The organism is uncultured Dubosiella sp. (assembly GCF_964018005.1).
GTDB lineage: Bacteria > Bacillota_I > Bacilli_A > Erysipelotrichales > Erysipelotrichaceae > Dubosiella > Dubosiella muris.
The window spans coordinates 127448-153635 of sequence record NZ_CAXHOA010000004.1; the positions used below are offsets into that span (position 1 = coordinate 127448).

Genomic DNA, 26188 nt, shown 5'->3' on the forward strand with positions numbered 1-26188 from the left:
CTCTTTTCTCAAACTTGCCTCGTTTGTCTTTTGTTGATCGTCTTTATTATAGAAAACGATTTCCAATTTGTCTAGGCAATTATAAGATAAATCTAGACATTAATATAGACGTTCCAATACGGTATCTAGACAAATCCGTTTAAAGAACATGATGTTATACCATTACAAAAAAAGATTCGCAATTTCCACCGCATCGCGTATGATAGAAGTATGAAAAAAACAACCATTCAAGCGGCGTTCTTCGACATTGACGGAACGCTCTACGACCATGAAACAAAACAAATTCCCGCCCTCCACATGGAAATGCTGCGCGCGTTGCAGCGCCAGGGAATCAAAATCTGCCTCTGCTCCGGACGCGCGATGCCCCTGCTGCGCAATCTGGGCATCGACGACGCCATCGCGTGGGACGGCTACGTTTGCGGCAACGGATCTTACGTCTACGACCGGGATCGCCAACCTTTGTACCAAAACGTCATTCCCGCCGACAGCGCCAGACAGCTTTTCCAGCTCGCCGCCCAAGACGGCTTTGGCTTGCTGGTCGCCGGCAACTGCGTCTTCACGACCCGCGACGACCCCGACACCCGCGCGCTTCTTGACGCCGTGTCCCTTGTCGACATTCCAAAACGGGACTTGCAGCCCGAAGACGAGTTTTGCATCGTTTCGCTCGCGATTGCCGACACCCAGACCCGAAGACCCGCCTACGAGGCGGTGCCCCACGTGCAAGTGCTGTACAACACGCTCTCCGTCGACATCATGCGGGACGATCTAAGCAAATACGAAGGCATCAAAGTGCTCATGCGCCACTTCGGATTCGAACCCGGCGCCTATATGGCGTTTGGCGACGCCCTCAACGACTTGGAAATGCTCGAACACGCCGCTTTGGCCGGTGCGATGGCCGATGGCGACCCCCGCGTTCTGGCCCGCGTCGAAAACCACTGCCCTTCCGTGAAAGAAGCCGGCATTTACACGTTTCTATCCGAGCGAGGCTGGCTATGAAAGTCTCCTTGATCCAGTTTCAAACAAGCGCCACGATCCAGGACAACATCGACCGGCTGTCAACGCTCGCCATCGAGCCGGCCGACGTCCTCATCCTACCCGAGCTGTGGCTGACTCCGTTTGACAACGAGAAAATCATCGAGGCCCGCCCATACGAGCAAAAGGCCCGAAAAGCGCTTAGCGCGCTGGCCCGCACCCACCACGCGTATGTTGTAGGCGGCACGATTTGCCACGAACAAGCAGGCCGCTTTTACAACACGTGCTTCGTCTACGACCGCGACGGAAACGAAATCGCCCAGGGCGACAAAATCCATCTGCTGGAAGTCCACGCGCGTCACGACTATTTCGAGCAAGACGTCTTCGCGCCCGGAAACAAGCTCGTTCGCTTCGAGATCGACGGCGTCCCTTGCGGTCTTGTCGTCTGCTACGACATCCGCTTTCCCGAACTCACCCGGCTGCTCGCGTTGCAAGGGGTGCGCTTCCTTTTCGTGCCCGCCGCCTTCAACGACAAAGTGGGGCGCCGGCACTGGGACGCCCTTCTCAAAGCGCGCGCTATTGAAAACGAGATCTTTGTTATTGCCTGCGCGCCCGACTACGCGTACCGCGGCTTTCAAAGCTACGGCCATTCCATGATTGTCGACCCGTTTGGACAAGTCGTGGCGCGCTGCGAAAAAAGCCGGCCAGTCGTCTGCGCCGAGCTGGAGGAAAGCCGGATCGACGCCATTCGCGCCCGCATGCCGCTATGGAAGCAGCGCCGCGCCGATTTGTACGAAGTCCGCTTGATTGATTCGGCGCAAAACGATCAAGAAAAACAATGTTCCGTCCCGTATGATACAAGCGTAAGGAGCTGAATCGTATGAATTGGATCGAATGTTTACAGTCTATGATCGACGTGATGGAAAACCATCTGCAAACGCCGCTGGAGGAAAGCCAAATCTACGCGGGCCTGCCCTACTCCGCGGCCCATCTGCGCAAAGGGTTTTCCATCGTGGCCGGCTACTCGCCCATCGAATATCTTCGCAGCCGCCGTCTGGCTTGCGCCGGGCAAACCTTGTGGAACGAGCCCGACCAGAAAATCCTGGATGTCGCGCTGGAAGCGGGCTACGACTCGGCAGAAAGCTTCAGCCGCGCGTTCAAACGGTTTCACAACGCCACCGCGCTGGAAGTCCGCCAGCATAAAGCGCGCCCGCGTCTGTTTCTTCGCCTTCAAATCCGAATCAGCGTCCAAGGAGGAGACACAATGAACTACACAACGAAAACCATTCCATCGTTTACCGTCATCGGCCTTTGCGAGCCGGTCGCGGACGCGAAGCAATCGTACACGGAAATTCCCGCGATGTGGAGCCGCTTTTCGCAGCGTTGCGCCCGTTTGATGGAAAACGGGCCGCAAACCGACTTTGAAAAAGCGGTTTGGACCAACAACATCGGCGAATTCGGCCTCTGTTTTGACAAAGGCGAAACAATCGAATACATGATTGCCGGCAAATATCGCGAAGGAGGCGACACCCAGGAACTGTCGCGCAAGACGATTCCCGCCTACACCTGGGCGATCTTTGACTGCTACGGGCCGCTGCCCGGCGCGCTGCAAGCAGTGAACGAGCAAATCTTCACCGAATGGCTGCCCCGGCACCCTGAATTGTCGCTCATTGGCGATTTGAGCGTGGAATGGTACTCCATGGGGGATCCCGCTTCGCCAAACTACCACAGCCAGATTTGGATTCCAATCCAGAAAAAATCGTAAACAAAAAGTCCGATGACGGACTTTTTTAATTTATACAGTTCCAATTTTTTGGAGAATGCGCATAATTTTGGCAATTCTCTCCTGGCGTTTTTGAATCGTTGAGCGCATGGTGATCTCCTTTCTTTTAGTTAGTCATATCTAACTAAAGTATACTCCTTTTCCCCTTTTCGTCAAGCGCGCCGGTTTTTCAGCCAGATTTTCCACCGCTTTGTGGTTGCGCCTTTTTCTCTATACAATACAAAAAAAGGAGTATTTTATGTTTTTAAATCGGCCAACGTGGTTTATCCAGCGCTCTTTAAGCACGTTTTCCGATTTTGGCGCTTTGACCAGCGCGCTGCAAAAACGACACATTCCTGTTTCGCTCTGGGACGAGGAACCGCCACGATCCGCCATGAAATCCCGCGACTTGATCGTCTTTGACAACCGGGAATGGATGGGCACATTCAAAGATCCGGTTTCGGCTTCCTACGCCTCTTTTCGATGGCAGAAATGGTTTTTCAAATCACTTCGCCCTCTTCCGCTCACCTTCACCGTCCTGCCCTACGTGCAGGCGCTGTGCATGGCTCTTTGTCTTTGCCCGAACATCGGCTTGTTTTTCCTGCCAACCCAAACGATGCTTTGGATCGCTTTGTTTTTCGACGGGATTTTTATCGTGCTCCTGTTCCGGCCGCTGTATCTGGATATGGCAATTTGGATCCCCCTGCTCGCGATGGTCGCGTGGTACTGGTTGTCCTAACCGTAAAAAAAGACCATCCAAGGTCAATGTCATTTAGTTAAGAAATGGCAGTCTTAGAGGATACATTTTAAAGTGTACCCTCTTTTTTTTTAGATAATTTTCTTATTTTTGTTGACTTCCATCCAAAAACGTGTGGCCAAGTATCATTCATGATACTTGGCCAATTGTTTATAGGCATTCGTCTGGAGGTTACTTATGAACAATTTTAAATCCTTGAAAAAACATCTCAATTCCTGTATCAAAACTATGGATCGCTCCCGCTCTCTTTTTGTCGTTGATCCCATGAAACATTTTACCCGGAAACGGAAACATCTTTTTGGTAATACTTTACTCAATGTCATTCTTCTTGAAGCTGGTTCCTTGAAAGATGAAATTTATAAACTCTTCGGATATCATCTCGATACACCAACAGCTTCTTCTTTTATACAGGCTAGAGACAAGATCCGTCCCGACGCTTTTCGCTCTCTTTTCGATTCTTTCAATCGAAACACCCATATCGTTCCTCTACTCAAGGGGTTTCGCTTGATCGCTGTGGATGGAACCGTTCTTCCTATCCGTAACGAATTCAAAGATGAAAAAACGACGATAATGAATGGCAATCAATCAAACATTCCATTTTCTGCTTTCCATATCAATACGAGCTACGATCTGTTGGAACATACCTACGAAGATGTCATTATCCAAGGTCAGGCTGTAATGGATGAAAATGGCGCTTTCCGTCAGATCGTTGAACGATATCAAGGAAGAAAAGCCATATTCATTGCCGATCGAGGCTATGAATCACTCAATTCGTTCGCCCAAATCAATCATTCCGGAAACAAATTCTTGATTCGGGTCAAAGATATCGGTTCAAGAACGAGTGTGCTTCGAAGCTTTGGTCCTTTTCCGGATACCGAATTCGATAGGACAGTCAAACGAACATTGACGAGGAGACAGACAAAGGAGATAAAGGCACATCCTGAGATCTATAAATTCGTACCGAAAAATCAACGATTCGATTATTTTGGCGAAAGTGAATTCTATGATATGAGTTTCCGAGTTGTCCGTTTTGAAATCAGTGACGGTACATATGAGAGTATCGTTACCAATCTGGATAAAGACGAATTCACAATAACGGAAATAAAGGAACTGTATCATAGACGCTGGGAAATCGAAACATCCTATCGGGATTTGAAATATGATCTTGACTTGAATACCCTGCATTCAAAAAAGCGAAATCTGATCGAACAGGAGATCTATGCAAGGTTGATCCTATATAACTTCTGTAGAAGGATTACCAACGAGGTGCGAATCAAAGAAAGAAAACGGGAATATGAATACCAATTGAATTATGTCCGCGCCTATCATATGATTCGAGATTATCTAAAGAAAAAGGGCAGAACGGATCTGCCCAATATCGAAGAATTGTTAGCCAAAGAAATACTACCAGTCCGCCACAATCGCCAAAATGAGCGGAAGATAAAACCCAAAAATGCGATAGGATTCAACTATCGCTATGACTAACAGTTAAATTATAAACTTAAAAAAATGGAGTGACAACACTTCAGTTTTTTGTCGTGCACATTTCAAAAAAAACCATCTGGAAATTAATCTCCAGATGGTTAAGCCATTTCTTAACTAAATGACATTGCATCCAAGGTCTTTTTTTACTTTAGCTTTCGATATCCTCGATCGCGAAGGGCCGGAACCCTTCATCCGTAAGAATCATGATCGACCGGAATCCAGCCGCCTTCGCCAGCGCCAGACACTGGTCGAATCCCAAATCGAGATTCGCCCGGTTGTGGCAGTCGCTGCTTATGCAAATCATTCCGCCATGATCGTGAATGTGCTTCAACAGCGTCAAATGCGGATACGGCAGACGACGATAGCCTCTGGCGATCGCGCCCGTGTTCATTTCAAAAATCTTTCCGTTGGCGATGCCGACGTCGATCGCGTCAAACGCCATCGCCAAATACGCTGGATCCTCAAACCGGAAATAGCGGCCGTCCTCGTTGTATTTGGCAATCAAATCCACATGGCCGATGATGTCGACTTCCTCGCGCCGCGCCACTTCTTTGACGCCTTCGTAGTAATCGTGGGCCATTTTCAAGATATCGCCCTCGTACCAGTCCGTCAAAACCTGCTCGAAGCGGGCCTGGGAGTAGTCGACTGGCGCCACGTCGTTGTCTTTGACGACAAAATGGACGCTGCCAATGATGTATTCGTAGTCGTCGTGGCTGAACCGCTTGCCAATCGAGTCCTCCTCGATGCCTAAGTAAATGCGAATGCGTCCGTCGTAAAGCGCGTTGGCGTGGTAAATGTCGCGCATGTATTGTTCCTCGCGCGCCTCGTCCATCGACATCACGTCGTATGGATGGTTGTATCCGTGTCCGGAAAATCCAATCGAGTCAAAGCCGCGGTCGATGGCTTCCAGAACCATTTCCTCCACAGTATCCTTGCCGTCACAATAAACAGTGTGGGTATGCAGATTTTGTTTCATACTATCCTTTTCTCCTTTAGTCGCTCTCATTTTCTCACCGAACAAAAGAAAAGTAAATGATCGCAAAGTGAAAATTCAATTCCGTATTTTGTGTATAATAAAGGCATGAACCTTGCCGAAAAAGTAAAAAAAAGACGAATCGAGCTCGGGCTCTCCCAGGACGAGCTCGCCAAGAAAATGGGCTACACTTCGCGTTCCTCCATTAACAAAATCGAAAAAGGGCGTCCCGTCAGCCAGAAAATCGTGCGTAGCCTCGCCGAAGCGCTCGACATGTCGTTCGCCGACTTGATGGGCATTGAGGCGCAAGCGCAACCTGTTCGCGCCAACGACGTCCCGCTGCTGGGCACGACCCAGCGCGTCGACACCGCCATTGTCGCAGACTTTTGTTTGTACGCCACCGACGACGCCATGCGCTGGGCCCATATCGAAAAAAACGACCTCGTGTTTTTCGTGACGCGTCCCCGGTATCCGTCCGGCTCCATCGTCGCCATTCGCCATCATGGCGACATTCTCATACGCCGGTACCATCGCTATGGCGACTTGCTCGTCTTCCGGGTCCAAACCGACTACGAGCAGGAACTTGCCGTCCACGCCGACGACGTCGAGTTTTTAGGTCTTGCCATCGCCCTCCAGCGAAAGCTATAAACCAGTACAACGCCCGGAACCAAACCGTCCCGGGCGTTGCTCTTTCTTTCCTTTATTGCGTCAAAACCGTGTACACATACACGCAGTTGCCAACAAGCCGCACATCGCGGGTGCCGGCGTCGATCCAAATCGAGTCGCCCTTTTGCGCGTGCACGATCGAATCCTCGTGCGTGATGACCGCGCTTCCTTCCAAAACAACGATGGAGCCAAACGAGTCCGCGTCCTGATGAATCGTCACCTCGCCATCGCAAACGGTGCGAAACATCGCGAAAACGTCCGTGTCGGCCAGCAGCGTCGTATTCGCCTGTCCGTCCCCGACGATTTGCCGGTCCGCCTCCTTTTGAAGAGCAGCCCCTTGCAGCCGAACCGCGTCAAGCACTTGCGCGAAAGAAAAGGAACGAAGCGGCGCGTCTTGCTGAACGGCCAAATACTGCACATCCGCGCCAATCGCGTAGACGGTTCCCGGCTCGATCACGAGCGCGTCGCCCGCCTGCACGGGAACCGGCCGGATCAAAGAGCCCAGCGTACCTTGCTCGACGTGCGAAACAAGCTCGTCGCGCGTCATGGCCGCGTCGAAGCCGCAATACACGCACCCGTCCTTCTTCGCGCTCAAAATATACAACGCCTGGATCTTTTCCGGATCCGGATCCACCTGGATCATCGACGGTTTTTGATTGTCGACCAGCACGATTGAAATCGGAAAATACGGATACGCTTTCGCGAGCGTGCCCGCCTTGTCCGGATTTTCCTCGATATAGCGCTTAAGCGTTTGCCCCGCCCAACATCCTGTCACGACAACGGACGGATTCTCGCTGTTGACGCGAAGCTCCCACTGCTGGGCAATCGGGCCTTCTTGCGTCACGCCGAACGCGCGTAGCGCCTGGCCGCCCCATTCATAGCATTTGGCATACGGTGCCAGTTTGATTACACTCATATCCTACCTCCGGATGAGCCGTTTCTCATCCCCATCATTATAAAAGAACAAGACAGCTCCGGCCTGCCGGATGCTTTTTTTTACGATTCCTCGGTCCGGTCGAGAAAATACGTCGCCTCCATATCCGCCGTGCTCAATGCGAACGACAGCGGATAATGCTCGAAGCTGTATCCGACATTGCGCGCCGGATCCTCGTTCGAAAAGCCCATATGGTAGCGGATGGCGAACGCCTCCTCTCGTGTCAAATGAAAATAGCTTTGCAGGATGTAAACCGACTTTTCGCCATGCCCGAACGGGATCTTGTCATCGAACTCGTAATACGGCACCTGCACCCACTGACCGTTCACCTTTTTGTTGCGGGTCGACTCCTTGTACACGTTGATTTTGCAGATGTCGTGCAGCAGCGCGACAATCGCGATCGTTTCTTGCGAATACTCCATTTTGTATTCGTCGTGGCAGCGCGGCCGCGCCAAATAGTCTTTCAGGCACTCGTAGACGTGCAGGGAATGTTCGACCAGCCCGCCTTTGTAGTTGCCATGAAAGCGCGTCGAAGCCGGCGCGTCGAAAAAGTCCGAATGCTTCGAGCACAAATACTCCAAAAACTTGTCCGCGCCCGGACGCTGAATGTTTTCCTTGTAAATTTGAATAAATTTTTCCTTGTTGTTCATGGACTTATTTTACCACGCCCGAATGCCGAAAAACAGGGCGCCGTTGCGCTTCGCTCGCCTTTCAAAAACAAACCGCGCTATACTTTTCATATGAAATCTTCTAAATACAACCTTGTCGACTGGTTTCAAAACGTCGTCGCCACGTTTCCAAACCATGCGGCGCTCCAGGACGACCACCATTTCTTATCCTATCGCGAGCTGGACGCCTTGAGCGACCAAATCGCCGTCCGGCTTCAAGACTGCCGCCACGTCGCCATCCTCATGGAGCATAGCTTCGAAATGATCGCGGCCATGCTTGGCGTTTTAAAGGCGGGCGCGGCCTACGTGCCCATCGAACCCGGCTTTCCGAGCCGGCGCATCGAAATCATGCTGGCCGAGGCGGGCGTCGACCAAATCGTCACCGACGCGTCCCATGCCGACGACCTCGCCGGGCTTTCTTCGGTTGCCCCTATCGACGTCTTGCTCGCCCGCCTACCCAAGCCGTTTACGCCACGTCCGATCGCGAGCGAAACGCCCGCCTACATTTTGTACACGTCCGGAACGACCGGTCGTCCCAAAGGGGTGTGCGTCACGCATGGCAACGTCTGCCATTACGTTCGCGCGTTCCAACACGAGTTTTATCCCGACCCGCGCACCCGCATGCTGCAATCCAGCGTGTGCACATTCGATATTTTCGTCGAGGAAGTGTTTACCACACTGCTGTCGGGCGGCACGCTCGTCATGCCCGAGGGCGACACACGCCGCGACTTTCACGCGCTGATGGATTTTTGCGCGCGGCATCGCTGCACAAGCATGAGCGTGTTTCCGGTTATGGTGGAACGCATGAACGAGGAAGGCGTCGTTCCTTGCGGGCTGAAGCTTCTCATTTCCGGCGGCGACGTTTTGCGCGCCAGCCAAATCGACCGCATCCGGGACAAAGTCGTTGTCTACGACACGTACGGTCCTTCCGAGACAACCGTTTGCTGCTCATACTACAACGCCAGCCAGGGCGAGGCGCTGGCGGATGGCACGTTTCCAATCGGCCATCCGGTGCTGGACACGACGATTCGCATTTTGGATAAAGCCGGCAACGAAGTACCGGAAGGATGTGTGGGTGAGATTTGCATCGAAGGGGGCGGCGTGAGCCTTGGCTACATTGGCGACCACGCCAAGGAAAACGAGGCGTTTGTCACGCGGGCCGATGGAAGCCGCCTGTACCGCAGCGGGGATCTGGGCTACGTGCTGCCCGACCACAACCTCGCGTTTTTGCACCGAAAGGATCGTCAAATCATGATCGAGGGCAAACGAGTCGAACCCGACGAGGTGGAAAGCGTCCTCCATCAATACCCGGACGTGAAGCAAGCCGCCGTGGTCGTGTGGCGCGACCAGATGGATCGCTCCCACATGAAAGCGTTTATCGTGTTTCGAAACGGACAAAGCGGACTTGCGGGGCTGAAACCGTTTCTGGCCCGCTACCTGACGCCGTTCATGATTCCGGAACAATTCGAGATTCGCGACCGGCTGCCGATGACAGCCAACGGCAAAGTGGACTACAAGGCACTGGAAAGGAGTCTGGCATGATGGAAATCCGGCTGGTTGACGTCAGCGAGCTGGGCACGCTCATGACCTGGCGCATGATCGTGTTGCGCGAAGTGTTCGATGTACCCGCGAACGACCCGATGACGGCTTTGAAAGCCCAAAACGAGGCCTACTACGCGCGCCATTTGGCCGATGGCTCCCATATCGCCTGTTTCGCGGTGGACGAGGGCGAAATCGTTGGCTGCGGCGGGGTATGCCTGTATGACGAAATGCCAAGTCCCGACAACCCGAACGGCCGCTGCGCGTATTTGATGAACATCTACGTCCTCCCGTCGCGACGCAAAAAAGGAACCGGCCGCCAAATCGTGTCGTGGCTTGTCGAACAAGCGAAAAAAAGAGATGTCCAAAAAATTTATCTCGAAGCGTCCAAGCCCGCGATTCCATTGTATGAAAGCATGGGATTCGAGCCGATGGTCGACTTTTTCCACCTTCCTTGAAAGGAGTCTTTATGAAAACTATTCCCACAACAATCGACGGGCGGCAAGTCGTCTTGTACGACTGCGAACAGCCCGCATCTCCTCTTATCGTCCTGATCGCGTCGTCGCAAATCGCGCCCGCCGTTTTGAAAGTGTGCGCCCGTCTGGATCCGATCGCCTTTCACTTGCTCGTGTTCGACGATTTGCACTGGGACAAAGATCTTTCGCCGTGGCCCCACGAGCCGGTCGTGCAGCGCGACGACCATTTTACCGGCGACGCGCCTCGTTTTTTGCAAATTGTCCAAAACGCGGTTTCCTGGGCGAAGCGCACCTTGCAGGCAGACACGCCGGTCATCGTGGCCGGGTATTCCATGGGCGGCTTGTTCGCTTTGTACGCGGCGTACATGTCGACGATGTGCGAAGGCGTCGTCTGCGCGTCCGGGTCGGTATGGTATCCCGGCTTTTACGAGTTCGCCACAACCCACAGCATGAAAGGCCAGCCGAAGGCGATTTATTTGTCGCTGGGCGACAAGGAATCGCGTACGAGCAATCCATATTTGCGCCAAACCGGCACGATCATGGAAAAGCTCGCCCGATTTTATAAGGCGCTCCATATCCCGTGCGTGCTAGAATGGAATCCGGGCAACCACTTTGTGGATGCGGACTTGCGGCTTGCCAAAGGCATCGTGTGGACGTTGCAGCAGCTTTCGATACGGTAAAAGAAAAAGCAGACCTGCGAGTGTGTCTGCTTTTTTACAGCGCGACCGGCGAAATTTTTTCGTTTTCCCCGATCATATGTTTGACGTCTTCAAGATCCGGAATCGACGAGGCGGCGCCTGATCGCGTCACCGCCAGCGCCGACGCGGCTGAAGCGTATTGGAGCGCGTCCTCGATCGAACGGCCCTGGTCAAGCATGGCGCAATAATAGCCGGTGTATGTGTCTCCGGCGCCGGTCGTGTCCTTGGCCTCGACTCGATAGGCGGGCATGAACAACGTCCGTTTTCCGTCCATGTACAAGGATCCTTTCGACGACAGCGTCAAAACGATGGACGAGCCGGGGTACCGGTTTTGCCATTGCGCGCACAACGTTTGCGGATCGCCGGTGGTTTTCAGCAGCTGCTCGATTTCCACCTCGTTGGCTACAAGACACGACACAAAGGAAAGATCGTCCGGGATATCTTTGGTCACAGGCGCGGGATTGAACACCACGAAACAGTCTTTTTCTTGCAGGCAGGCCGCCAAATCTTTCAAATTGGAAATCTCGTTTTGGATCAGGACGATGTCGTCTTTGTCCACAAAACGCAATATTCGCTCAAAATCGGCTTTCTTAAAATCGTGGTTGGTTCCCGGCACGAGCAGGATGCAGTTTTCCGCGTCCGGATCTCTTTGGATGATGGCGCGCCCGCTCAATCCCCCGCTTTGGATGTCCACAAACGACGTGTCGACGCCCGCCGCCTTCAACGTGTCCGTCAATAGCTGCCCATCGCTTCCGGCTTTTCCCGCCATCCGTGTTTTCGCGCCCGCCCTGGCGCAGGCGCACGCCTGGTTGAGTCCTTTCCCGCCGGGCAGCACCTCGCTGTGGACTGGCATCAGCGTCTCCTTTGGGCGCACAAAATGGTCCACGTCAAAAAACATGTCGATATTCATCGAACCAATCACATACACTGCCATTTCAAGCCTTCTTTCTAAAACAAGTTCAAGTATTCAAACGCGTTGTACAACCCGTTTTCGTTCACGTCGTCCGTGATGTAGTCGGCTGCCTCCTTGATTTCCACACCACCGTTGCCCATCGCGACGTTGTAGGCGCAAAGCTCGAACATCGACAAGTCGATTTTGGCGTCGCCAAACGAAATGGTGTCTTTCTGGTCCGCGTTCAAATGATCGAGCAGCACTTCGATCGCCTTCTTTTTCGTGATGCCGGCCGGTCCAAGATCGCCAAAGAGCGCCAGTTCTCCTTTGCCGCCCCACGTGTTCGCGATCAAATCCGGGAACTCCGTCTTCGAATCGAGATGGTCCTGATAGTCGGACAAAATAAAGCTAATCTTGTTCACGTCGTCGCGATACAAATCCTCGCCCTCGGCGTAAATGAAGCTGTTCACAAAATTAGCCGCCGCTTCCTTGGCGGTCATTTCGTCGGCGCCCTTGCCCGTTCCATACCGGAACATGACCGCCGGCCCCTGCTCTTTCATGTAGTGGTTGGCGTACATGCCCGAGTTGGCTTCCAAGTAAAAACCAAGCTGACGCTCGTTGCACCAGTCCACGATGCGCTTGACGTCCTCTCTTGACAAGCCTTGATGCATGACGACTTCGCCGGCGTCCTCCACATACGCCCCGTTGCCACCAATCATGCCGTCGAGTTCCGGCAGCTCGCGCTGTTCGATTTCCGCCTTCGAGCAGCCGGTGCAAATGTACACCTTGTGTCCGTTGGCCCGCGCCTTGTCCACGGCTTCCTTCGCGGATGCCGGGCAATGCGCCGAGTAGTCGATTAGCGTGCCATCCACATCCAAAAAAACGATTTTGCTCATATTCTCCTCCTTTTTCCTTGACTTTCACCCTCATTGTAACAAAATCGCTTCTTCCTGAAAACGCTTAGAAAAAAGATGGAACGCTGTTTCGCTCCATCTACAATTCCGTATACTTTTTCGCGTTTCCCCGCGCCTTCTCAACCGGATACTTGCGCTCGTTTTGCGTCATTTTCGCGTTGACGATCTCATCCTCGTCCCAGCCAAAGGCATCCAGCATGTTTTGACAGTACACCATCACATCCGCAAGCTCCTCTTTCACATGCGCCTCGTTGAAATCTGTGTCGCTCCATTGGAAGCACTCGAGCAGCTCGGCCGCCTCGATCACGATCGACTTGGCCAGATTGGCGGGCGAATGGTATTGTTCCCAGTCCCGTTCCTCGCTAAAACGGCGGATACGCGCTTTCGTCGTGTCCTTCATGACCGGATAAAGCGCTCGTCCTTCGCTTCGTTTTCGATGGGCGTAAAGCGCTCGACGCGCATGTGCAAGTCGTATTTTTCGCGCAGCGCGGTTAGCTTTTCCATCATCCACGACGCGTGGTGGGCGTCGATGGCAGCCTGATCGCGCCACTGGTCGATCAGCATGACGGTTTCCGGATCGTCGGCGCTGAAAAAATACTCGTAGCGCTCGTTGCCGTCCTCGTTTCGAATCGCGTCCACGACACCGGATTCAACCATTTCCTTCACAAACGCCCTGGCGCTTCCGTTTTGGCCTGTGTAGTACAAATTCACCGTAATTTTCATCCTCGTACTCCTCTTTCTTTTTGTTTATTATACCATCTACTCGGAAGCGGAAAATTTATTTTTTGTTCGAAGCAGCACGAACAGCGCGCCCAGCTCGATTCCGAAACCGGCGCCCGACAGCAGCTCGTTGAATGGATACGGGAAAATGTCCAGAACGCCGACCGATGTGATGAGCATGCCGAGCACGATCACAAGCAGGCAGCGGTCTTTTTTTGTTTTGCGCCACGTCCCGCCTTGCGAAGCGGCTTTCAGCTGCTCCACCCGCTCGTTCATCGCGATCGCGCCCCGCAGCAAAGTGAAGAACATCAAAAACAGCACAACCGCCGCCGCCAGAAAGATCCAGTCCCGATCCATCCAGTACGCGTACAACTGCATATACATGACAAGAAGCTCCAGGATGGCGACGGCCTTGAACATGTTGCGGATCTTGCGGTACTGGCCGATCTTCGATTCGTAATCGGTATACAGTTCGAGCGGTCCGTACGACGCCTTGCGGCGCACCAGAAACCAAAAGCCCGAGCAGCAAAGAAACTCGATGTCCATTTCCTTGAGCAGCTCCCGATACCCGGAGGAGAGCGTCAGCACGTTGTCGTTCAAGTCGGTATCGAAGACGTATTCGCCCGGCACGCACGGTTCAAACGTGTAGAGGCCGTACTTGAAGCGCTTGAGCGCCCACCCGTTTTGACACATGGCGTTCAGCCATTCGATTTCCTTGTCCTTGTCGAACATCAGTTTAAACTTTCTCATACGATTCCCTCACTTTCTTCGCGTCTTCCAGCATTTTTTTCAATCGCTTTTGCTCTTCGTCAAATACGCGGCGTCCTTCGTCCGTCAAAATGTATTCCTTCTTCCGGCGCGCGTCCTCCTCATCCTTGTATACGCGGATCCATCCTTTTTTCGACAGGTTTTTGATCGCTCCATACAAGGTGCCTGCACCAAGTGTCACGCGGCCCGCCGTTAGTTCCTCCACCTCTTTGGCGATGCCATATCCATGCAGCGGCCGGTGCAGGACGAGCAGGATATAGTAAATCGTTTCCGTCAATGGCAAATCCGGATTCATTGGCTTTCCTCCTTCTATCGCGGCTCAATATATCGCCTAACGTTATATCTGACTCCATTATATCGCATAGCGATATAATGCGCAACAAAAAAAGACAGCAACTCACTATTTTGCTGTCTTCGAGCCGATGATTGCTTCTCGAACGTCCAATCCAACCGGGCGCCTTTGCGCCCATTTTGACGATCCTTGTCGTTTGACTTTTGCGCCAAACGGTGTCCGCCAGTTCGGGTTGCCTCTTGTGCTCTGAACGAATTTCGAGACGCCACGCATCACCATTGTTTTGCTTCCGCTATAAGATTGGATCGTTCCTAAGGATTCGCGGGCCAGATCGGTCGAAAGCGAAAACATACCTGAATCATTCCAGGGAAAGCGGGTCCGAGATATCCGACGATATCTTCCTTATGCCTCCATCATAGCAGGATTGGTCGGCTTTTCAACGATTTTGCTTCCACCGGCTTTCAGCACCCGGGCTTCCAAATAGCGGGCGATTCCATCCTCGTCGTTGCTTGCCGTCACAAAATCGGCCGCGGCTTTCAGCGAAGGCACCGCGTTGCCCATGGCCACGCCGGTTCCCGCCCACGCCAGCATGGAGGCGTCGTTTTGGGCGTCGCCAAACGCGATCGCCTCCTTTGGGGCAAACCCCGCCTTGTCCAGCGACTGCCGCAGCGCTTCGGCTTTGTCGATGCCTTGGGCGGTAAACTCGTAGTAAAAATCGGCGGTGAACATACTGTTAAGCACCCCGTCAAACGGTTTGGCCATTTCTTGGGCGTGCGCGCGCAAATACGAAGGCGTGCCCGCGACCAGGATCTTGTGGGTCGGAAAATCGACAAACGCGACGAGATCCTTTATTTCGCATAACCGGTACCGGTTGCTTCGCGCCTCGTATTCGACGACGTTGAACGGTTTTCCATCCCGCTCAATCGTTTTGAACACATCGTTGGTAAACATGTATTCGCCATGGTCGACGAGCACGACGACGTCGAACTTTTTCATATGCTCGAGCACGGCTTGGCTCTCTTCCACGCGCATCGCCCGCTCAAAAAGCACTTCGCCGGTTTTGGCGTCGAGCACCATGCCGCCATTGAAGGCGACAAGCAGTCCGCCATATTCATCCATTTTCAAATCTTTTGCCAGGCCCGCCAGCCCGTTGACCGGCCTACCCGACGCGAGAACGAGCCGGCAGCCTTGCGCCTGGGCTTTCAGCAGCGCGTCCTTCGTGCGTGGCGTCAGCTCCTTTTTCGAATTGAGCAGCGTCCCGTCGATATCGAGCAGGATCGCCTTGCTCATTGTTCTTTCTCCTGCACGTTGCCGCTCGACACCGCTTCCTCCGGCGCGTCCAGCGGCAGCCAGGACAACACGTCGAGGATCCAGCGGTCCCAGAAATCCCAGTCATGGCCGCCCGGGCCTTCCCTCCACGTCACGTCGTAGCCGAGTGCTTCCAGCTCGTCCCGGAACGCGCGGTTACACGTCATGAGCGCGTCCTCGGTTCCGCACGTCAAATACATTTTCGGCAGCGGCTTGCCGCTTTTCGCCAGCGTTTTGGCCAGCGTACGAAAATCCTTGTCGGAGCCAGGCAGCTTGTCAAGGTCGCCAAACACGCTTTCCAAATACGAACGGCGCGCGATTGGCATCGGCGCGTCTTCCGTGGCGTGCACGAAGTCCTCGATTTGGAGCGCGGCGCTCAGGCCGGCGATGTGCGAAAACAAGTCGCTGTACTTCAACCCGTTGGTCACCGCCCCGTAGCCGCCCATGCTCAATCCCGCGATAAACGTGTCCTCCCGCTTGTGTGAAAGATGGAACATGTTTCTGGATACAAGGACGAGCTCCTTGATGTACTGCGAAAATTTGTCGGTTGATTTTTCATGGTCGACGTAAAACTTGTTTTCACCCGACGGCATGATGACCGCCAGGTTGCGGTCCTGCGCCCAGCGCTGGATGCGCGTGCCGTTAATCCAGTCGGTGCAGTCGCCAAAGACTCCGTGCAGCAAGTACAGCGTCTTGAACGGTTTCTCCTGCCGGATCCGGCCGTCAAAATACATCTTGTCGCACGGAATGATCGCCCGGAACGTCGTCTGGCGCAGCAGCGCCTGCGAGAAAAAATTCACTTCCACAAATGCCATATTCCCAACTCCTTTCTAAAGCGAACTGCCAAAATCGCTTGTCAGCACGTTGCCGGTCAGAGCCTTGGATTCGTCGCTTGCCAAAAACAAGACGAGATTGGCCACGTCTTCCGGCTGGCACGGCCGCACCTTCAAATCCGCGTGCTTGGCCATCTGGGAAAACATATCCATGTTCATATTGTCCGGCCGCATACCCGCCACCATCGGCGTTACGATCGTTCCCGGGCATACGGCGTTGCAGCGGATGTTGGTTCCCGCGTAACGAAGCGCCGTGTGTTTGGTAATGCCTAAAACCGCCGCCTTGGACGCGACGTACGCCGCGCCGCCGCAGCCAAGAAGGCCGGCAATCGAGTCGACGTTCACGATGCTGATGGGACGCTCCCCGTTTTCGTTGCGAAGCACGGCGCGCATCAAATCCATCGTGCCGATTGTATTCGTTTGCAGCAGCCGGGCGAGATCCTCGTCCTCGAATTTGTCGATTGGCTTCAAACCCTCTTCCAGCACGCCCGCGTTGTTGACAAGAATGTCGACCGATCCAAACGATTCGTTGACGACATCGACTAAACGCTCGCAGTCTTCCAGCTTGGAAATATCGGTTGTGACCGTCAGGACGTTCCCGCCATTCGCCTCGATGGCTTGCGCCACCTCCTTTAATTTGTCGGCCCGGCGGGCGGTGATGACGACGTTGGCGCCTTCTTGCGCGAAAAGTTTGGCCGTCGCCGCGCCAACCCCGGAATTTCCTCCGGTAATGATCGCGACTTTGTTTTGTAATCTGTTCATCGTTTTTCCTCCTGTTGTTTTCATTAATTGTATGATACTTCAATTTTTTGTGCATTGCACGAAAAAACGAAAGCGTTTTCAAAAGAAAACAGACAGAAAATCGTCTGTCTGCCTCTTCTTATTTGTTAACCGGCCGCAATGGCAGCCGCATTTGAAACCATTCAACATCGCCATGAGTGGACGCCGACAGGCCTTCGTTACGGTAGCCAAACTGCTCGTAAAAGGAAACGAGCCGCTTTTTACACGTCAGCACGATGGATGTTTTGCGGTCGCGTTTTGCCTGTTCGATCAAGGAACGCATCAGCGTTTTGGCCACACCTTGATGCTGCCACCCCGGCAGGGTGTCCAAGCCGAAAATCATCACATGGTTTCCATCCGGATCATGAAGACCGGCGTCCTCGTACATCGCGTCGCGCAAGTCGGGTTCGTTGGTGCACATTCCATTCACGAAGCCGACGATCTGTCCTTCCATTTGCTGGACGAGAAAGTAAGGACCAAACTGTTCGACGCGCCGGGCGATTTGTTCCGGTGTCGCGGCTTCCGCCACCGGAAAGCACGCGGCTTCGATGGCGGCTAAGGCGCACACATCGGTTGGATTGGCAATCCGGATCATGCTAGCCTCCAAACGACACGTCCACATTGCCCATGTTGACGTCGATTTGCACAAGCGCCGGCCCGTGATGAGGATGGTGTTCATCGCCGTCCATGTCGACTTCGCCCATGTCGCAATCCGCCTCGATCGTGTAGTTTTCCGGTTTGTCGAGCAGAGCGAGATCCACGTCGCCCATGCCGCAGTCCACAGTCATCGTCTTTTTCACGATGCCGTCGAAATCAAGCGAGCCCATATCCAAATCGAGCGTCGCTTCGTCGAACTGGCTGTTTTTCACTTCCACGTTGCCCATGTTGGCGTCGACAACACAATGCGCCAGCGTCAGGTTTTCCAGCTGAACGGAGCCGAGGTTGTTTTTAACATCGACCGTCCGCACCGTTTTTGGCAAGGTGATCCGGATTCGCGGGTCGAGATCATGGAACACGACATCCTTTTTTGATGTCAGGGTGTTCGTATACGTCGTTCCCTTGGTCGTGGCGCTCCACTCCAGCGTGCCGCCTTTTTCGTCCAGACCCGGCAAATTCCACGTTTCAATGGAGAACCGGTCGCCGCGTACGATTTCCACTTCGCCAATGTTCGCGTCGAGCTTGTATGTCGTAAAGTCGCCTTCGATGTCGTACGTATGGTGTTCGCCATGGTTTTCATTTCCCAGTTTGCCGTCGCTTCGAATCGTCGTGTACGCGAACAGTTCCGGCCCGCGGCTGCGGTAGGCGATGGCGCACAACAGCAGTCCGCTCAACACGCAGACGATGCCGGCAATGCATAGTTTTTTATGTTTCATCTCATTCACCTCGATTTCTCAATTTGCGATACAGGCGGGCGATGCCGCGCGACAAAGCCGGAAAACCGACTTTGACGATCCAGCCGATAGCCAGAAACACGAGAATGACCGCGCCGACACTTGTCAAAATGATTCCCAGCAGGAAGATGGAAACCATGAAGTCGGTTCCTAGCGTCATCACGAACTGATAGACGCACAGGAAAAACGCGAGGATGAGCGCCAGAAGCACCATGCCCAGCGAAAACAACAGCGCGAGCACCGTGACGATGGCGGCGAATACGAGTGCTAGCGCGGCGATCGCGAGCGGAAGCGCGATGGGGAGGGCGAAGATGCCCAGCACGATGACGCCAATCGTCTTCCATGCCGAATGGGCTGACTGCGGCTGCGGCTGTCTTGCGGCGTTGGGAATGCGAGGCGGCACGTTGGCGGCCAGATCCGCGCGGATGATGGCGGCGTATTTTTCCGGCGCCCCCAGCTCGGCGATGACGTCCTGCTCATGCTCGGGACCGGCTTCCTCGAAATATTCGTTTAAGTACACGAGCGCGTCCGAGACGTCCTTGACGTCCAGTCCATTGAGCTGGTACTGCACGATTTGGATATATTGTTGTTTTGTCATACATGGCTCCTTTCCAAAATGTCCTCCACTTTCCGAATGTACGCTTTCCAGTCGCGTTCGTACGCTTTCAGCCGGTCCCGTCCTTGCGGGGTAATCGTGTAATACCGGCGATTGCGGCCATCAAACGGTTTGTCGTACGTGGACAGGCACTGTTCCTTGGTTAGACGACGCAAAACCGGATAGAGCGTCGACTCGGAAACATTCAACGTTTCTTTCACTTCGTGCGTCAGCTTGTAGCCGTACGTGTCTTCCTTGGATACAAGAGCGAGGACGCACAAGTCGAGAATGGTTCCTCCATATTGAAATCCCATAATATTATCTCCTTTAACTATATTATATTTCATATAATATTATTTGCAAGAAAAAAGTATAGAGAATTTCCCTATACTTCGATGTTCGCGCGAATCGCCGCGCCCATTTCCTTCGTTCCAACCGGAATCATGCCCTCGCTCATCATGTCGGCTGTGCGCAGGCCCTGATCCAGCACCGCGCCAACGGCTTTCTCAATGTCGTCCGCTTCCCTGGCCATGTCAAACGAATAGCGAAGCATCATCGCGGCGGACAAAATGCACGCGATCGGATTGACGATGTTTTTTCCGGCAATATCGGGCGCCGAGCCATGGATCGGCTCGTACAAGCCGTTGGTCGTCTTTCCAAGCGAGGAGCTTGGAATCATGCCAATGCTGCCGGTAATTTCGCTCGCTTCGTCGCTCAGGATGTCGCCAAACAGGTTTTCCGTCACGATGACGTCGAACTGGGCCGGATTTTTGCAGATTTGCATCGCGCAGTTGTCGACAAACATCGTCGAGTATTCGACATCGGGATAGTCTTCCTTCAACCGGTCGAACACCTTCACCCACAGACGCGACGTTTCGAGCACGTTGTGTTTGTCGACCATGCACAGTTTTTTCCGGCGTTTGCGCGCGGTTTCGAATCCGATGCGGCCGATGCGCTCGATTTCATGTTCCGAGTACGGCATCGTGTCGATGGCGCAAAGCTCCCCGTTTTGCTCAAACTGCTTGTGTTCGCCAAAATACGCGCCGCCAATAAGCTCGCGCACGATCAGAAAGTCGATACCCTGATCGACGATTTCCTTTTTTAACGGCGAGGCGTCGGCGAGCTGAGGCCAGATTTTGGCCGGCCGGTTGTTGGCATACAAGCCCATGCCGGCCCGTAAGGCAAGCAGCCCTTTTTCCGGTCGCTTCTCGCCGGGAAGGCCTTCCCATTTCGGACCGCCGATGGCGCCAAGCAGCACGGAATCCTGCGCGCGGCATAAGTCGAGCTGGCTTTGCGGCAATGGCTCGCCCATGACGTCGATGGCTTCCCCGCCCATCAGGATCTTTGTGTATTCGAATTCGTGTCCGTACTTGTTCGCGATCGTATCGAGAACCGCGATTGCCTCCCGGACGATTTCGGGCGAGGAGCCATCGCCCCAGATCACACCAATTTTCTTTTTCATGCGTTTTCCTCCCGCAACGACATCATGAGGCCGCCCGCGTCGATAATGCGTTGAATAAATGGCGGAAACGGTTCGGCCTGCCACGTTTTGTTTTGGGTCAAATCGGTAATCAAGCCGGTCTTGAAATCGACGTGCACTTCGTCGCCGGGCGCGATCGCGTCGGCCGCCTCCTCGCATTCAAGAATCGGCAGGCCGATGTTGATGGCGTTGCGGTAAAAGATGCGGGCGAAGCTTTTGGCGATGACGCAGCCCACCCCGGCTGTCTTGATGGCGAGGGGCGCGTGCTCTCTGGATGAGCCGCAGCCAAAGTTCCATCCGGCGACGATCACGTCGTTGGAGCGCACCTGCTTGACAAAATCCGGGTCGATGTCCTCCATGCAGTGAAGCGCGAGTTCTTTGGCGTCCGGCGTGTTTAAATAGCGGGCCGGAATGATGACGTCGGTGTCGACGTTGTCTTTGAATTGAAATGCTTTTCCTTGTACGTTTTCCATAATTCTCATTCCTCTCTTGGATCGGTAATGTACCCGGTGAGCGCGCTGGCCGCAGCCGTGTACGGGCTGGCCAAGTACACTTCGGAGCTTGTGTGGCCCATGCGGCCGACAAAGTTGCGGTTCGTCGTGGAGATGCAGCGTTCGTTTTCGGCCAAAATGCCCATGTAGCCACCAAGGCACGGCCCGCATGTCGGCGTCGACACGACGCAGCCGGCGTCGATGAACGCTTCGGTGTACCCGCGCCGGATGCATTCTTTGTAAATTTGCATCGTAGCCGGAATGATGATGACGCGCACGCCATCGGCGACTTGTTTTCCGTTCAAAATCTGGTACGCGGCTTCCATATCTTCGAGGCGGCCGTTCGTGCAGCTGCCAATGACGACCTGGTCGATGGCGATCGCGCTGCCTTCCTTTGCGGTATGGGTATTTTCCGGCAAGTGCGGATAGGCGACGGTTGGCTCGAGCGTGGACAAGTCGATTTCGATTGTTCGCGCATATTCGGCGTCCGGATCGGCTTCGTACACGGTCCACGGCCGTTTCGAGCGGCCGGTCAAATACGCGATGGTCACGTCGTCGACGGGGAAAATACCGTTTTTGGCGCCGGCTTCGATCGCCATGTTGCAGATGGAAAGACGGTCGTCCATGGAGAGCGACGCGACGCCTTCGCCGGTAAATTCGAGCGATTCATACAACGCGCCGTCGACGCCGATTTCACCAATCAAATGCAGGATCACGTCTTTGCCGTTCACATATTTTGGCAGCTTGCCGGTGAGCACGACGCGGATCGCGGCGGGCACTTTGAACCACGCCTCGCCGGTCGCCATGCCGTAGGCCATGTCGGTGGAGCCGACGCCGGTGGAAAACGCGCCAAGCGCTCCGTACGTGCATGTGTGGGAGTCGGCGCCGATGATACAGTCGCCGGCGGTCACGAGGCCCTGCTCGGGGAGAAGGGCGTGTTCGATGCCCATTTTTCCGACATCGAAGAAATTTTTGATGTCGAAGCGGTTGGCGAACTGGCGGCAGGCGGCGGACTGCTGGGCGGCTTTGATGTCTTTGTTTGGAACAAAGTGGTCGAGTACGATGTTGATTTTCTCGTTGTCGTACACTTTGTCGAATCCGGCTTTGTCAAATTCGCGGATGGCGACGGGTGTCGTGATGTCGTTGCCAAGCACGCTGTCGAGCTTGACTTCGATGAGCTGGCCGGCTTTGACTTCGTCCAGTCCGGCGTGCGCGGCCAGTATTTTTTGGGTCATTGTCATTGGCATAATCCTATTCCTCCTCTTTCAAACCGTTGTTGATGGCGCTCACGAGCGCCTTGATGCTGGCGCGGATGATGTCGGTGTCGGTTCCGGCGCCCCATGTGTAGTGGCCGTCTTCCCAGGCGATGCCGACGTAGCCGGCGGCGCGGGAGTGCGAGCCTTGATCGAGCGAGTGCTCGTTGTAGCTTTGAAGCGTAAAGGAAACGCCAAGTCCTTCTTTCAGGGCGTTGCACACGGCGTCCAGACGTCCGTTTCCGACGGCGACGAGTTCGATTTTGCGGCCGCCGATGAGCGCGGTCACGGTCGCTTCGGTCATGCGTCCTTGTTTGAAGTGCGCTTCACGGACATATACCGGATGGTCTTTGTTGACGTACGTCTTTTCAAAGATTTCGAGCACTTCCTCGGGACTGAGTTCCTTGTGGGCGTGGTCGCTGACGCTTTTGACGGTATAGCCGAAATGTTCACGCATTTTTGGCGGCAGCGTGTAGCCGTAAGACGTTTCGAGGATGTAACCGATGCCGCCTTTTCCGGATTGGGAATTAATGCGGATGACATCGCTGTCGTACGTTCTGGACACGTCGTGCGGATCGAGCGGGATGTATGGCACGCTCCATTCGAGCAGCTCTTTGTCTTCCCGCCATTTCATGCCTTTGGCGATGGCGTCCTGATGGGAGCCGGAGAAGGCGGCGAACACGAGCTGGCCGGCGTAGGGCTGTCTTGGCGAGACGTGCATCCGGGTCAGGCGCTCGTAGCGTTCGACAATGGATGGCATGTTCGAGAAGTCGAGTTTTGGATCGACGCCGTGGGTGTACATGTTCATCGCCAGCGTGATCGCGTCGACGTTGCCGGTGCGCTCTCCGTTGCCAAACAGGCAGCATTCGACGCGCTGGGCGCCGGCGAGCAGGGCGAGCTCGGTGTCGGCGACGCCGGTTCCCCGGTCGTTATGCGGATGCGTGGAGAGGATGACGGCGTCCCGGTATTTTAAGCGGTCCGAGCAGTATTCGATTTGGTTGGCGTAGACGTGTGGCAGCGACATTTCGACGGTGACGGGCAGATTGATGATCATCGGCCGGTCCGGGGTTGGCTGCATGACGTCGAGTACGGCGTTGCACACTTCCAGTGCGTAGTCGGTTTCGGTGCCGGTGAAGCTTTCGGGCGAGTATTCGAACAGGAAATTGCCTTCGTATTCCTGCGACAATTTTTTAACGAGTCTGGCGCCTTCGATGGCGATTTGCTTGATTTCCTCTTTTGATTTTTTAAACACCTGCTCGCGCTGGGCCAGCGAGGTGGAATTGTAAAAGTGGATCACCGCGCGGGGCGCGCCTTTGACGGCTTCGAACGTTTTGCGAATGATGTGGTCGCGGCACTGGGTGAGCACCTGGATCGTCACGTCGTCGGGGATGAGGTCGTGGTCGATCAATGTGCGTAAAAATTCATATTCGGTTTCGGAAGCGGCGGGGAACCCGACTTCGATTTCCTTGAAGCCGATTTCCAGCAGCATTTGATAAAATTCGAGTTTTTCTTCCAGATCCATTGGAACGACGAGGGCCTGGTTGCCGTCGCGCAAATCGACGGAACACCACATCGGGGCGTGTTCAATGTGGTCCTTTTTCACCCAGCGATATTCATTTTCCTGTGGCGGAAAATAACCTGGCTTGTACTTGTTTGCATCCATCATTTCGTTTTTCCTCCTAATCTTTCCCTTAAAGACCGGGATATAAAAAAAGCCCGTCTTCAAGGTTTTCACCTTGAGAGACGAGTTGATTTACTACCCGCGGTACCACTCTCTTTGCCATATCCATGACCTCTTTACAGTCCAACAACTGCTTCCCTTTTAACGGCGGGGCTCCGTATGAAACTACTGGTTTCGCTTCATCCGCTCCAAGGTGAGTGGAATCGACTTGGGTTTTCTGTCTTTCACCAAAACAACAGCTCTCTATGAAACCGGCCTCGACTCTTTTCCTTTTCTTCGCGTTTGTGTGGATGTACTTTTCCTATTTCTTTCAATCCAACAAGTATATTTATCATAGAAAAGGAATGTAACAAAGTCAAGAGGTTTTCTGAAAATTTATAAATATGTTTCATTCTCCTTTTTAAATGGTTCCATTTCTGACTCACTTAAGTTCCAAACGGGATGAGACTCAAGCCGGCCAAAAAGGATGTCGCCTGCTCCATATTTCAATCCACTCATCCCAAACGGGATGAGACCGATTATCTTGTATTTGAGGTCTGCCCGGTACCTATTTCAATCCACTCATCCCAAACGGGATGAGACTGACGCAGTACCTGCACTGTTCCCGTACCATACTCAATTTCAATCCACTCATCCCAAACGGGATGAGACAGTTGTTCGATACTCTCGCTTGGATCTTCTATTGATTTCAATCCACTCATCCCAAACGGGATGAGACCGACTCTTCCCCACGTGGATAAACACATCCAATATTTCAATCCACTCATCCCAAACGGGATGAGACTGCTAACGCTTGGACTTCTTCATCGTAAATATGGAAATTTCAATCCACTCATCCCAAACGGGATGAGACCTGTTGTGTATTGATGCCTTGCATCTGTACCATATCATTTCAATCCACTCATCCCAAACGGGATGAGACATTATATGCTCCGTGTGATTGTACTTTATACGATATTTCAATCCACTCATCCCAAACGGGATGAGACTTTTTAAAGAAAAATAGTTATACGGATGTGTTAATTTCAATCCACTCATCCCAAACGGGATGAGACGTCACGAATTTCAATTTTATATCCTTTCTTTGTATTTCAATCCACTCATCCCAAACGGGATGAGACTGTCAAATCGAATTGAAGGCGATGCAAAATATTGATTTCAATCCACTCATCCCAAACGGGATGAGACAGTTCAAGATCAATATATTTCGCAACTGCTATTATATTTCAATCCACTCATCCCAAACGGGATGAGACGACTTTGTAGAGTCCTTTGGTTCGCGCGGTATGAATTTCAATCCACTCATCCCAAACGGGATGAGACTTACGATGTAATCATCATTGACAATAGCCCGTTTATTTCAATCCACTCATCCCAAACGGGATGAGACATATGGAAACGACCAAATATCTTCTGTGCATGGGCATTTCAATCCACTCATCCCAAACGGGATGAGACAATTGGGAATCGTATTTTGTATTTTGTAGTCATATATTTCAATCCACTCATCCCAAACGGGATGAGACGGTACAATTCCGGACGCTGGCGATCAATGCCATATTTCAATCCACTCATCCCAAACGGGATGAGACTTTAATGAGGTCTTGAACCGTGAAGCGGTTAAGCATTTCAATCCACTCATCCCAAACGGGATGAGACGTACCAGTTTACTTGCTGTGCTTGAGATATTGTATTTCAATCCACTCATCCCAAACGGGATGAGACCTTTTTAGGTGTACTATAAGAGTGTACCAAGGGATTTCAATCCACTCATCCCAAACGGGATGAGACAATCGGCGAACGAAAAAGCGATCGAACTTTTGATATTTCAATCCACTCATCCCAAACGGGATGAGACCG

At 53.3% G+C, this 26188-nt stretch carries 30 protein-coding genes, 1 CRISPR repeat array and 1 other annotated feature (1 of these 32 only partly in view); of the genes, 9 read left to right on the top strand and 21 right to left on the bottom strand.

All coding sequences use genetic code 11. From position 1 onward, the window contains the following. Positions 1 to 210 precede the first annotated feature (210 nt). The 5 genes from ABNS49_RS04375 to ABNS49_RS04395 all read left to right on the top strand — a co-directional run bounded on the left by ABNS49_RS04375 (position 211) and on the right by ABNS49_RS04395 (position 4976). Positions 211 to 996, top strand: coding sequence for an HAD family hydrolase (locus ABNS49_RS04375; protein WP_288343008.1), 786 nt, complete (start codon positions 211 to 213; stop codon positions 994 to 996). Continuing rightward, positions 993 to 1847 (top strand): nitrilase-related carbon-nitrogen hydrolase, encoded by an 855-nt coding sequence (locus ABNS49_RS04380; protein WP_135981328.1) that lies wholly within the window; start codon positions 993 to 995, stop codon positions 1845 to 1847. The genes ABNS49_RS04375 and ABNS49_RS04380 overlap by 4 nt, the downstream gene beginning before the upstream one ends. Positions 1848 to 1852: 5 nt before the next feature. Next, complete coding sequence (locus tag ABNS49_RS04385; RefSeq protein WP_135981327.1) at positions 1853 to 2737, top strand: helix-turn-helix domain-containing protein; 885 nt, start codon at positions 1853 to 1855, stop codon at positions 2735 to 2737. A gap of 256 nt (positions 2738 to 2993) precedes the next feature. Next, complete coding sequence (locus ABNS49_RS04390) at positions 2994 to 3473, top strand: hypothetical protein (RefSeq protein WP_135981326.1); 480 nt, start codon at positions 2994 to 2996, stop codon at positions 3471 to 3473. 195 nt (positions 3474 to 3668) lie between these two features. Then, positions 3669 to 4976, top strand: a complete 1308-nt coding sequence (locus ABNS49_RS04395) for an IS4 family transposase (protein WP_348687746.1) — start codon at positions 3669 to 3671, stop codon at positions 4974 to 4976. A 148-nt stretch (positions 4977 to 5124) separates the two neighbouring features. Here ABNS49_RS04395 and ABNS49_RS04400 read toward each other — a convergent pair whose 3' ends face one another. Next, on the bottom strand, positions 5125 to 5952 hold the full coding sequence (locus tag ABNS49_RS04400; protein ID WP_168353659.1) for a histidinol-phosphatase HisJ family protein: 828 nt from the start codon (positions 5950 to 5952) through the stop codon (positions 5125 to 5127). A 105-nt stretch (positions 5953 to 6057) separates the two neighbouring features. Between ABNS49_RS04400 and ABNS49_RS04405 the strand changes: the two genes are divergently transcribed. Then, positions 6058 to 6597: a helix-turn-helix domain-containing protein gene (locus ABNS49_RS04405; RefSeq protein ID WP_135981207.1), complete on the top strand. Its 540-nt coding sequence runs from the start codon at positions 6058 to 6060 to the stop codon at positions 6595 to 6597. Positions 6598 to 6649: 52 nt separating this feature from the next. Here ABNS49_RS04405 and ABNS49_RS04410 read toward each other — a convergent pair whose 3' ends face one another. Then, complete coding sequence (locus tag ABNS49_RS04410) at positions 6650 to 7531, bottom strand: hypothetical protein (protein WP_135981208.1); 882 nt, start codon at positions 7529 to 7531, stop codon at positions 6650 to 6652. 80 nt (positions 7532 to 7611) lie between these two features. Next, positions 7612 to 8199, bottom strand: coding sequence for an HD domain-containing protein (locus ABNS49_RS04415; RefSeq protein WP_135981209.1), 588 nt, complete (start codon positions 8197 to 8199; stop codon positions 7612 to 7614). 90 nt (positions 8200 to 8289) lie between these two features. On the opposite strand from ABNS49_RS04415, the gene ABNS49_RS04420 reads away from it, so the two are divergent. Genes ABNS49_RS04420 through ABNS49_RS04430 form a run of 3 tightly spaced genes read left to right on the top strand, consistent with a single transcriptional unit; the run spans position 8290 to position 10912 of the window. Beyond that, positions 8290 to 9759: an amino acid adenylation domain-containing protein gene (locus ABNS49_RS04420; RefSeq protein WP_168353660.1), complete on the top strand. Its 1470-nt coding sequence runs from the start codon at positions 8290 to 8292 to the stop codon at positions 9757 to 9759. Further along, on the top strand, positions 9756 to 10214 hold the full coding sequence (locus ABNS49_RS04425) for a GNAT family N-acetyltransferase (protein ID WP_277820860.1): 459 nt from the start codon (positions 9756 to 9758) through the stop codon (positions 10212 to 10214). The genes ABNS49_RS04420 and ABNS49_RS04425 overlap by 4 nt, the downstream gene beginning before the upstream one ends. An 11-nt stretch (positions 10215 to 10225) precedes the next feature. Next, entirely contained in the window at positions 10226 to 10912 is a 687-nt protein-coding gene (locus ABNS49_RS04430) for a hypothetical protein (RefSeq protein ID WP_289197284.1), read from the top strand. Between the two features lie 34 nt (positions 10913 to 10946). Here ABNS49_RS04430 and ABNS49_RS04435 read toward each other — a convergent pair whose 3' ends face one another. From ABNS49_RS04435 to ABNS49_RS04520, 18 genes are all read right to left on the bottom strand, one after another. Next, positions 10947 to 11864 carry a ribokinase gene (locus ABNS49_RS04435; protein WP_135981212.1) on the bottom strand — a complete coding sequence of 306 codons (918 nt, stop codon included), beginning with the start codon at positions 11862 to 11864 and terminating at the stop codon, positions 10947 to 10949. A 14-nt stretch (positions 11865 to 11878) separates the two neighbouring features. Then, positions 11879 to 12718, bottom strand: coding sequence for an HAD family hydrolase (locus tag ABNS49_RS04440; RefSeq protein ID WP_135981213.1), 840 nt, complete (start codon positions 12716 to 12718; stop codon positions 11879 to 11881). Between the two features lie 97 nt (positions 12719 to 12815). Then, a complete protein-coding gene (locus tag ABNS49_RS04445; RefSeq protein ID WP_135981214.1) occupies positions 12816 to 13136 on the bottom strand; it encodes a nucleotide pyrophosphohydrolase in 321 nt (106 codons plus the stop codon). Continuing rightward, complete coding sequence (locus ABNS49_RS04450) at positions 13133 to 13459, bottom strand: antibiotic biosynthesis monooxygenase (RefSeq protein WP_135981215.1); 327 nt, start codon at positions 13457 to 13459, stop codon at positions 13133 to 13135. The genes ABNS49_RS04445 and ABNS49_RS04450 overlap by 4 nt, the downstream gene beginning before the upstream one ends. A gap of 36 nt (positions 13460 to 13495) precedes the next feature. After that, positions 13496 to 14206 carry a DUF2812 domain-containing protein gene (locus tag ABNS49_RS04455; protein ID WP_135981216.1) on the bottom strand — a complete coding sequence of 237 codons (711 nt, stop codon included), beginning with the start codon at positions 14204 to 14206 and terminating at the stop codon, positions 13496 to 13498. Continuing rightward, positions 14193 to 14519: a helix-turn-helix transcriptional regulator gene (locus ABNS49_RS04460; RefSeq protein ID WP_135981217.1), complete on the bottom strand. Its 327-nt coding sequence runs from the start codon at positions 14517 to 14519 to the stop codon at positions 14193 to 14195. The genes ABNS49_RS04455 and ABNS49_RS04460 overlap by 14 nt, the downstream gene beginning before the upstream one ends. Before the next feature lie 105 nt (positions 14520 to 14624). Next, positions 14625 to 14867: a hypothetical protein gene (locus tag ABNS49_RS04465; protein ID WP_135981218.1), complete on the bottom strand. Its 243-nt coding sequence runs from the start codon at positions 14865 to 14867 to the stop codon at positions 14625 to 14627. A 51-nt stretch (positions 14868 to 14918) separates the two neighbouring features. After that, positions 14919 to 15806, bottom strand: a complete 888-nt coding sequence (locus ABNS49_RS04470; RefSeq protein ID WP_135981219.1) for a Cof-type HAD-IIB family hydrolase — start codon at positions 15804 to 15806, stop codon at positions 14919 to 14921. Further along, complete coding sequence (locus ABNS49_RS04475) at positions 15803 to 16639, bottom strand: alpha/beta hydrolase-fold protein (protein ID WP_135981220.1); 837 nt, start codon at positions 16637 to 16639, stop codon at positions 15803 to 15805. The genes ABNS49_RS04470 and ABNS49_RS04475 overlap by 4 nt, the downstream gene beginning before the upstream one ends. A 15-nt stretch (positions 16640 to 16654) precedes the next feature. After that, positions 16655 to 17419, bottom strand: a complete 765-nt coding sequence (locus ABNS49_RS04480) for an SDR family oxidoreductase (RefSeq protein ID WP_135981221.1) — start codon at positions 17417 to 17419, stop codon at positions 16655 to 16657. Between the two features lie 118 nt (positions 17420 to 17537). After that, on the bottom strand, positions 17538 to 18032 hold the full coding sequence (locus ABNS49_RS04485; protein ID WP_135981222.1) for a GNAT family N-acetyltransferase: 495 nt from the start codon (positions 18030 to 18032) through the stop codon (positions 17538 to 17540). Position 18033: 1 nt separating this feature from the next. After that, entirely contained in the window at positions 18034 to 18810 is a 777-nt protein-coding gene (locus ABNS49_RS04490) for a DUF4097 family beta strand repeat-containing protein (protein ID WP_135981223.1), read from the bottom strand. Position 18811: 1 nt separating this feature from the next. Next, positions 18812 to 19426 (bottom strand): DUF1700 domain-containing protein, encoded by a 615-nt coding sequence (locus ABNS49_RS04495; RefSeq protein ID WP_135981224.1) that lies wholly within the window; start codon positions 19424 to 19426, stop codon positions 18812 to 18814. Next, positions 19423 to 19737 (bottom strand): PadR family transcriptional regulator, encoded by a 315-nt coding sequence (locus ABNS49_RS04500; RefSeq protein WP_135981225.1) that lies wholly within the window; start codon positions 19735 to 19737, stop codon positions 19423 to 19425. The genes ABNS49_RS04495 and ABNS49_RS04500 overlap by 4 nt, the downstream gene beginning before the upstream one ends. 71 nt (positions 19738 to 19808) lie before the next feature. Then, positions 19809 to 20885 (bottom strand): 3-isopropylmalate dehydrogenase, encoded by a 1077-nt coding sequence (gene leuB / locus ABNS49_RS04505; protein WP_135981226.1) that lies wholly within the window; start codon positions 20883 to 20885, stop codon positions 19809 to 19811. Next, positions 20882 to 21376 (bottom strand): 3-isopropylmalate dehydratase small subunit, encoded by a 495-nt coding sequence (gene leuD / locus ABNS49_RS04510; RefSeq protein ID WP_135981227.1) that lies wholly within the window; start codon positions 21374 to 21376, stop codon positions 20882 to 20884. Before leuD ends, leuB begins: the two co-directional genes overlap by 4 nt. A 5-nt stretch (positions 21377 to 21381) precedes the next feature. Beyond that, the gene (leuC, locus tag ABNS49_RS04515) at positions 21382 to 22641 is read right to left on the bottom strand and encodes a 3-isopropylmalate dehydratase large subunit (RefSeq protein ID WP_135981228.1); all 1260 of its coding nucleotides are present in this window, start codon (positions 22639 to 22641) and stop codon (positions 21382 to 21384) included. Positions 22642 to 22645: 4 nt separating this feature from the next. Then, positions 22646 to 24313, bottom strand: a complete 1668-nt coding sequence (locus ABNS49_RS04520) for a 2-isopropylmalate synthase (protein ID WP_135981229.1) — start codon at positions 24311 to 24313, stop codon at positions 22646 to 22648. Between the two features lie 70 nt (positions 24314 to 24383). Further along, positions 24384 to 24614, bottom strand: a binding site (T-box leader). Positions 24615 to 24743: 129 nt separating this feature from the next. Beyond that, a CRISPR array of direct repeats spans positions 24744 to 26188; the repeat unit is 33 nt; unit sequence ATTTCAATCCACTCATCCCAAACGGGATGAGAC; it runs 3716 nt beyond the window's last position.

What these genes read in the sequence shown, in the direction of transcription:
- ABNS49_RS04375 (WP_288343008.1), top strand. Translation starts at nt 211, where the DNA reads ATGAAAAAAACAACCATTCAAGCGGCGTTCTTCGACATTGACGGAACG.
- ABNS49_RS04380 (WP_135981328.1), top strand. Translation starts at nt 993, where the DNA reads ATGAAAGTCTCCTTGATCCAGTTTCAAACAAGCGCCACGATCCAGGAC.
- ABNS49_RS04385 (WP_135981327.1), top strand. Translation starts at nt 1,853, where the DNA reads ATGAATTGGATCGAATGTTTACAGTCTATGATCGACGTGATGGAAAAC.
- ABNS49_RS04390 (WP_135981326.1), top strand. Translation starts at nt 2,994, where the DNA reads ATGTTTTTAAATCGGCCAACGTGGTTTATCCAGCGCTCTTTAAGCACG.
- ABNS49_RS04395 (WP_348687746.1), top strand. Translation starts at nt 3,669, where the DNA reads ATGAACAATTTTAAATCCTTGAAAAAACATCTCAATTCCTGTATCAAA.
- ABNS49_RS04400 (WP_168353659.1), bottom strand. Translation starts at nt 5,952, where the DNA reads ATGAAACAAAATCTGCATACCCACACTGTTTATTGTGACGGCAAGGAT.
- ABNS49_RS04405 (WP_135981207.1), top strand. Translation starts at nt 6,058, where the DNA reads ATGAACCTTGCCGAAAAAGTAAAAAAAAGACGAATCGAGCTCGGGCTC.
- ABNS49_RS04410 (WP_135981208.1), bottom strand. Translation starts at nt 7,531, where the DNA reads ATGAGTGTAATCAAACTGGCACCGTATGCCAAATGCTATGAATGGGGC.
- ABNS49_RS04415 (WP_135981209.1), bottom strand. Translation starts at nt 8,199, where the DNA reads ATGAACAACAAGGAAAAATTTATTCAAATTTACAAGGAAAACATTCAG.
- ABNS49_RS04420 (WP_168353660.1), top strand. Translation starts at nt 8,290, where the DNA reads ATGAAATCTTCTAAATACAACCTTGTCGACTGGTTTCAAAACGTCGTC.
- ABNS49_RS04425 (WP_277820860.1), top strand. Translation starts at nt 9,756, where the DNA reads ATGATGGAAATCCGGCTGGTTGACGTCAGCGAGCTGGGCACGCTCATG.
- ABNS49_RS04430 (WP_289197284.1), top strand. Translation starts at nt 10,226, where the DNA reads ATGAAAACTATTCCCACAACAATCGACGGGCGGCAAGTCGTCTTGTAC.
- ABNS49_RS04435 (WP_135981212.1), bottom strand. Translation starts at nt 11,864, where the DNA reads ATGGCAGTGTATGTGATTGGTTCGATGAATATCGACATGTTTTTTGAC.
- ABNS49_RS04440 (WP_135981213.1), bottom strand. Translation starts at nt 12,718, where the DNA reads ATGAGCAAAATCGTTTTTTTGGATGTGGATGGCACGCTAATCGACTAC.
- ABNS49_RS04445 (WP_135981214.1), bottom strand. Translation starts at nt 13,136, where the DNA reads ATGAAGGACACGACGAAAGCGCGTATCCGCCGTTTTAGCGAGGAACGG.
- ABNS49_RS04450 (WP_135981215.1), bottom strand. Translation starts at nt 13,459, where the DNA reads ATGAAAATTACGGTGAATTTGTACTACACAGGCCAAAACGGAAGCGCC.
- ABNS49_RS04455 (WP_135981216.1), bottom strand. Translation starts at nt 14,206, where the DNA reads ATGAGAAAGTTTAAACTGATGTTCGACAAGGACAAGGAAATCGAATGG.
- ABNS49_RS04460 (WP_135981217.1), bottom strand. Translation starts at nt 14,519, where the DNA reads ATGAATCCGGATTTGCCATTGACGGAAACGATTTACTATATCCTGCTC.
- ABNS49_RS04465 (WP_135981218.1), bottom strand. Translation starts at nt 14,867, where the DNA reads ATGTTTTCGCTTTCGACCGATCTGGCCCGCGAATCCTTAGGAACGATC.
- ABNS49_RS04470 (WP_135981219.1), bottom strand. Translation starts at nt 15,806, where the DNA reads ATGAGCAAGGCGATCCTGCTCGATATCGACGGGACGCTGCTCAATTCG.
- ABNS49_RS04475 (WP_135981220.1), bottom strand. Translation starts at nt 16,639, where the DNA reads ATGGCATTTGTGGAAGTGAATTTTTTCTCGCAGGCGCTGCTGCGCCAG.
- ABNS49_RS04480 (WP_135981221.1), bottom strand. Translation starts at nt 17,419, where the DNA reads ATGAACAGATTACAAAACAAAGTCGCGATCATTACCGGAGGAAATTCC.
- ABNS49_RS04485 (WP_135981222.1), bottom strand. Translation starts at nt 18,032, where the DNA reads ATGATCCGGATTGCCAATCCAACCGATGTGTGCGCCTTAGCCGCCATC.
- ABNS49_RS04490 (WP_135981223.1), bottom strand. Translation starts at nt 18,810, where the DNA reads ATGAAACATAAAAAACTATGCATTGCCGGCATCGTCTGCGTGTTGAGC.
- ABNS49_RS04495 (WP_135981224.1), bottom strand. Translation starts at nt 19,426, where the DNA reads ATGACAAAACAACAATATATCCAAATCGTGCAGTACCAGCTCAATGGA.
- ABNS49_RS04500 (WP_135981225.1), bottom strand. Translation starts at nt 19,737, where the DNA reads ATGGGATTTCAATATGGAGGAACCATTCTCGACTTGTGCGTCCTCGCT.
- leuB (WP_135981226.1), bottom strand. Translation starts at nt 20,885, where the DNA reads ATGAAAAAGAAAATTGGTGTGATCTGGGGCGATGGCTCCTCGCCCGAA.
- leuD (WP_135981227.1), bottom strand. Translation starts at nt 21,376, where the DNA reads ATGGAAAACGTACAAGGAAAAGCATTTCAATTCAAAGACAACGTCGAC.
- leuC (WP_135981228.1), bottom strand. Translation starts at nt 22,641, where the DNA reads ATGCCAATGACAATGACCCAAAAAATACTGGCCGCGCACGCCGGACTG.
- ABNS49_RS04520 (WP_135981229.1), bottom strand. Translation starts at nt 24,313, where the DNA reads ATGATGGATGCAAACAAGTACAAGCCAGGTTATTTTCCGCCACAGGAA.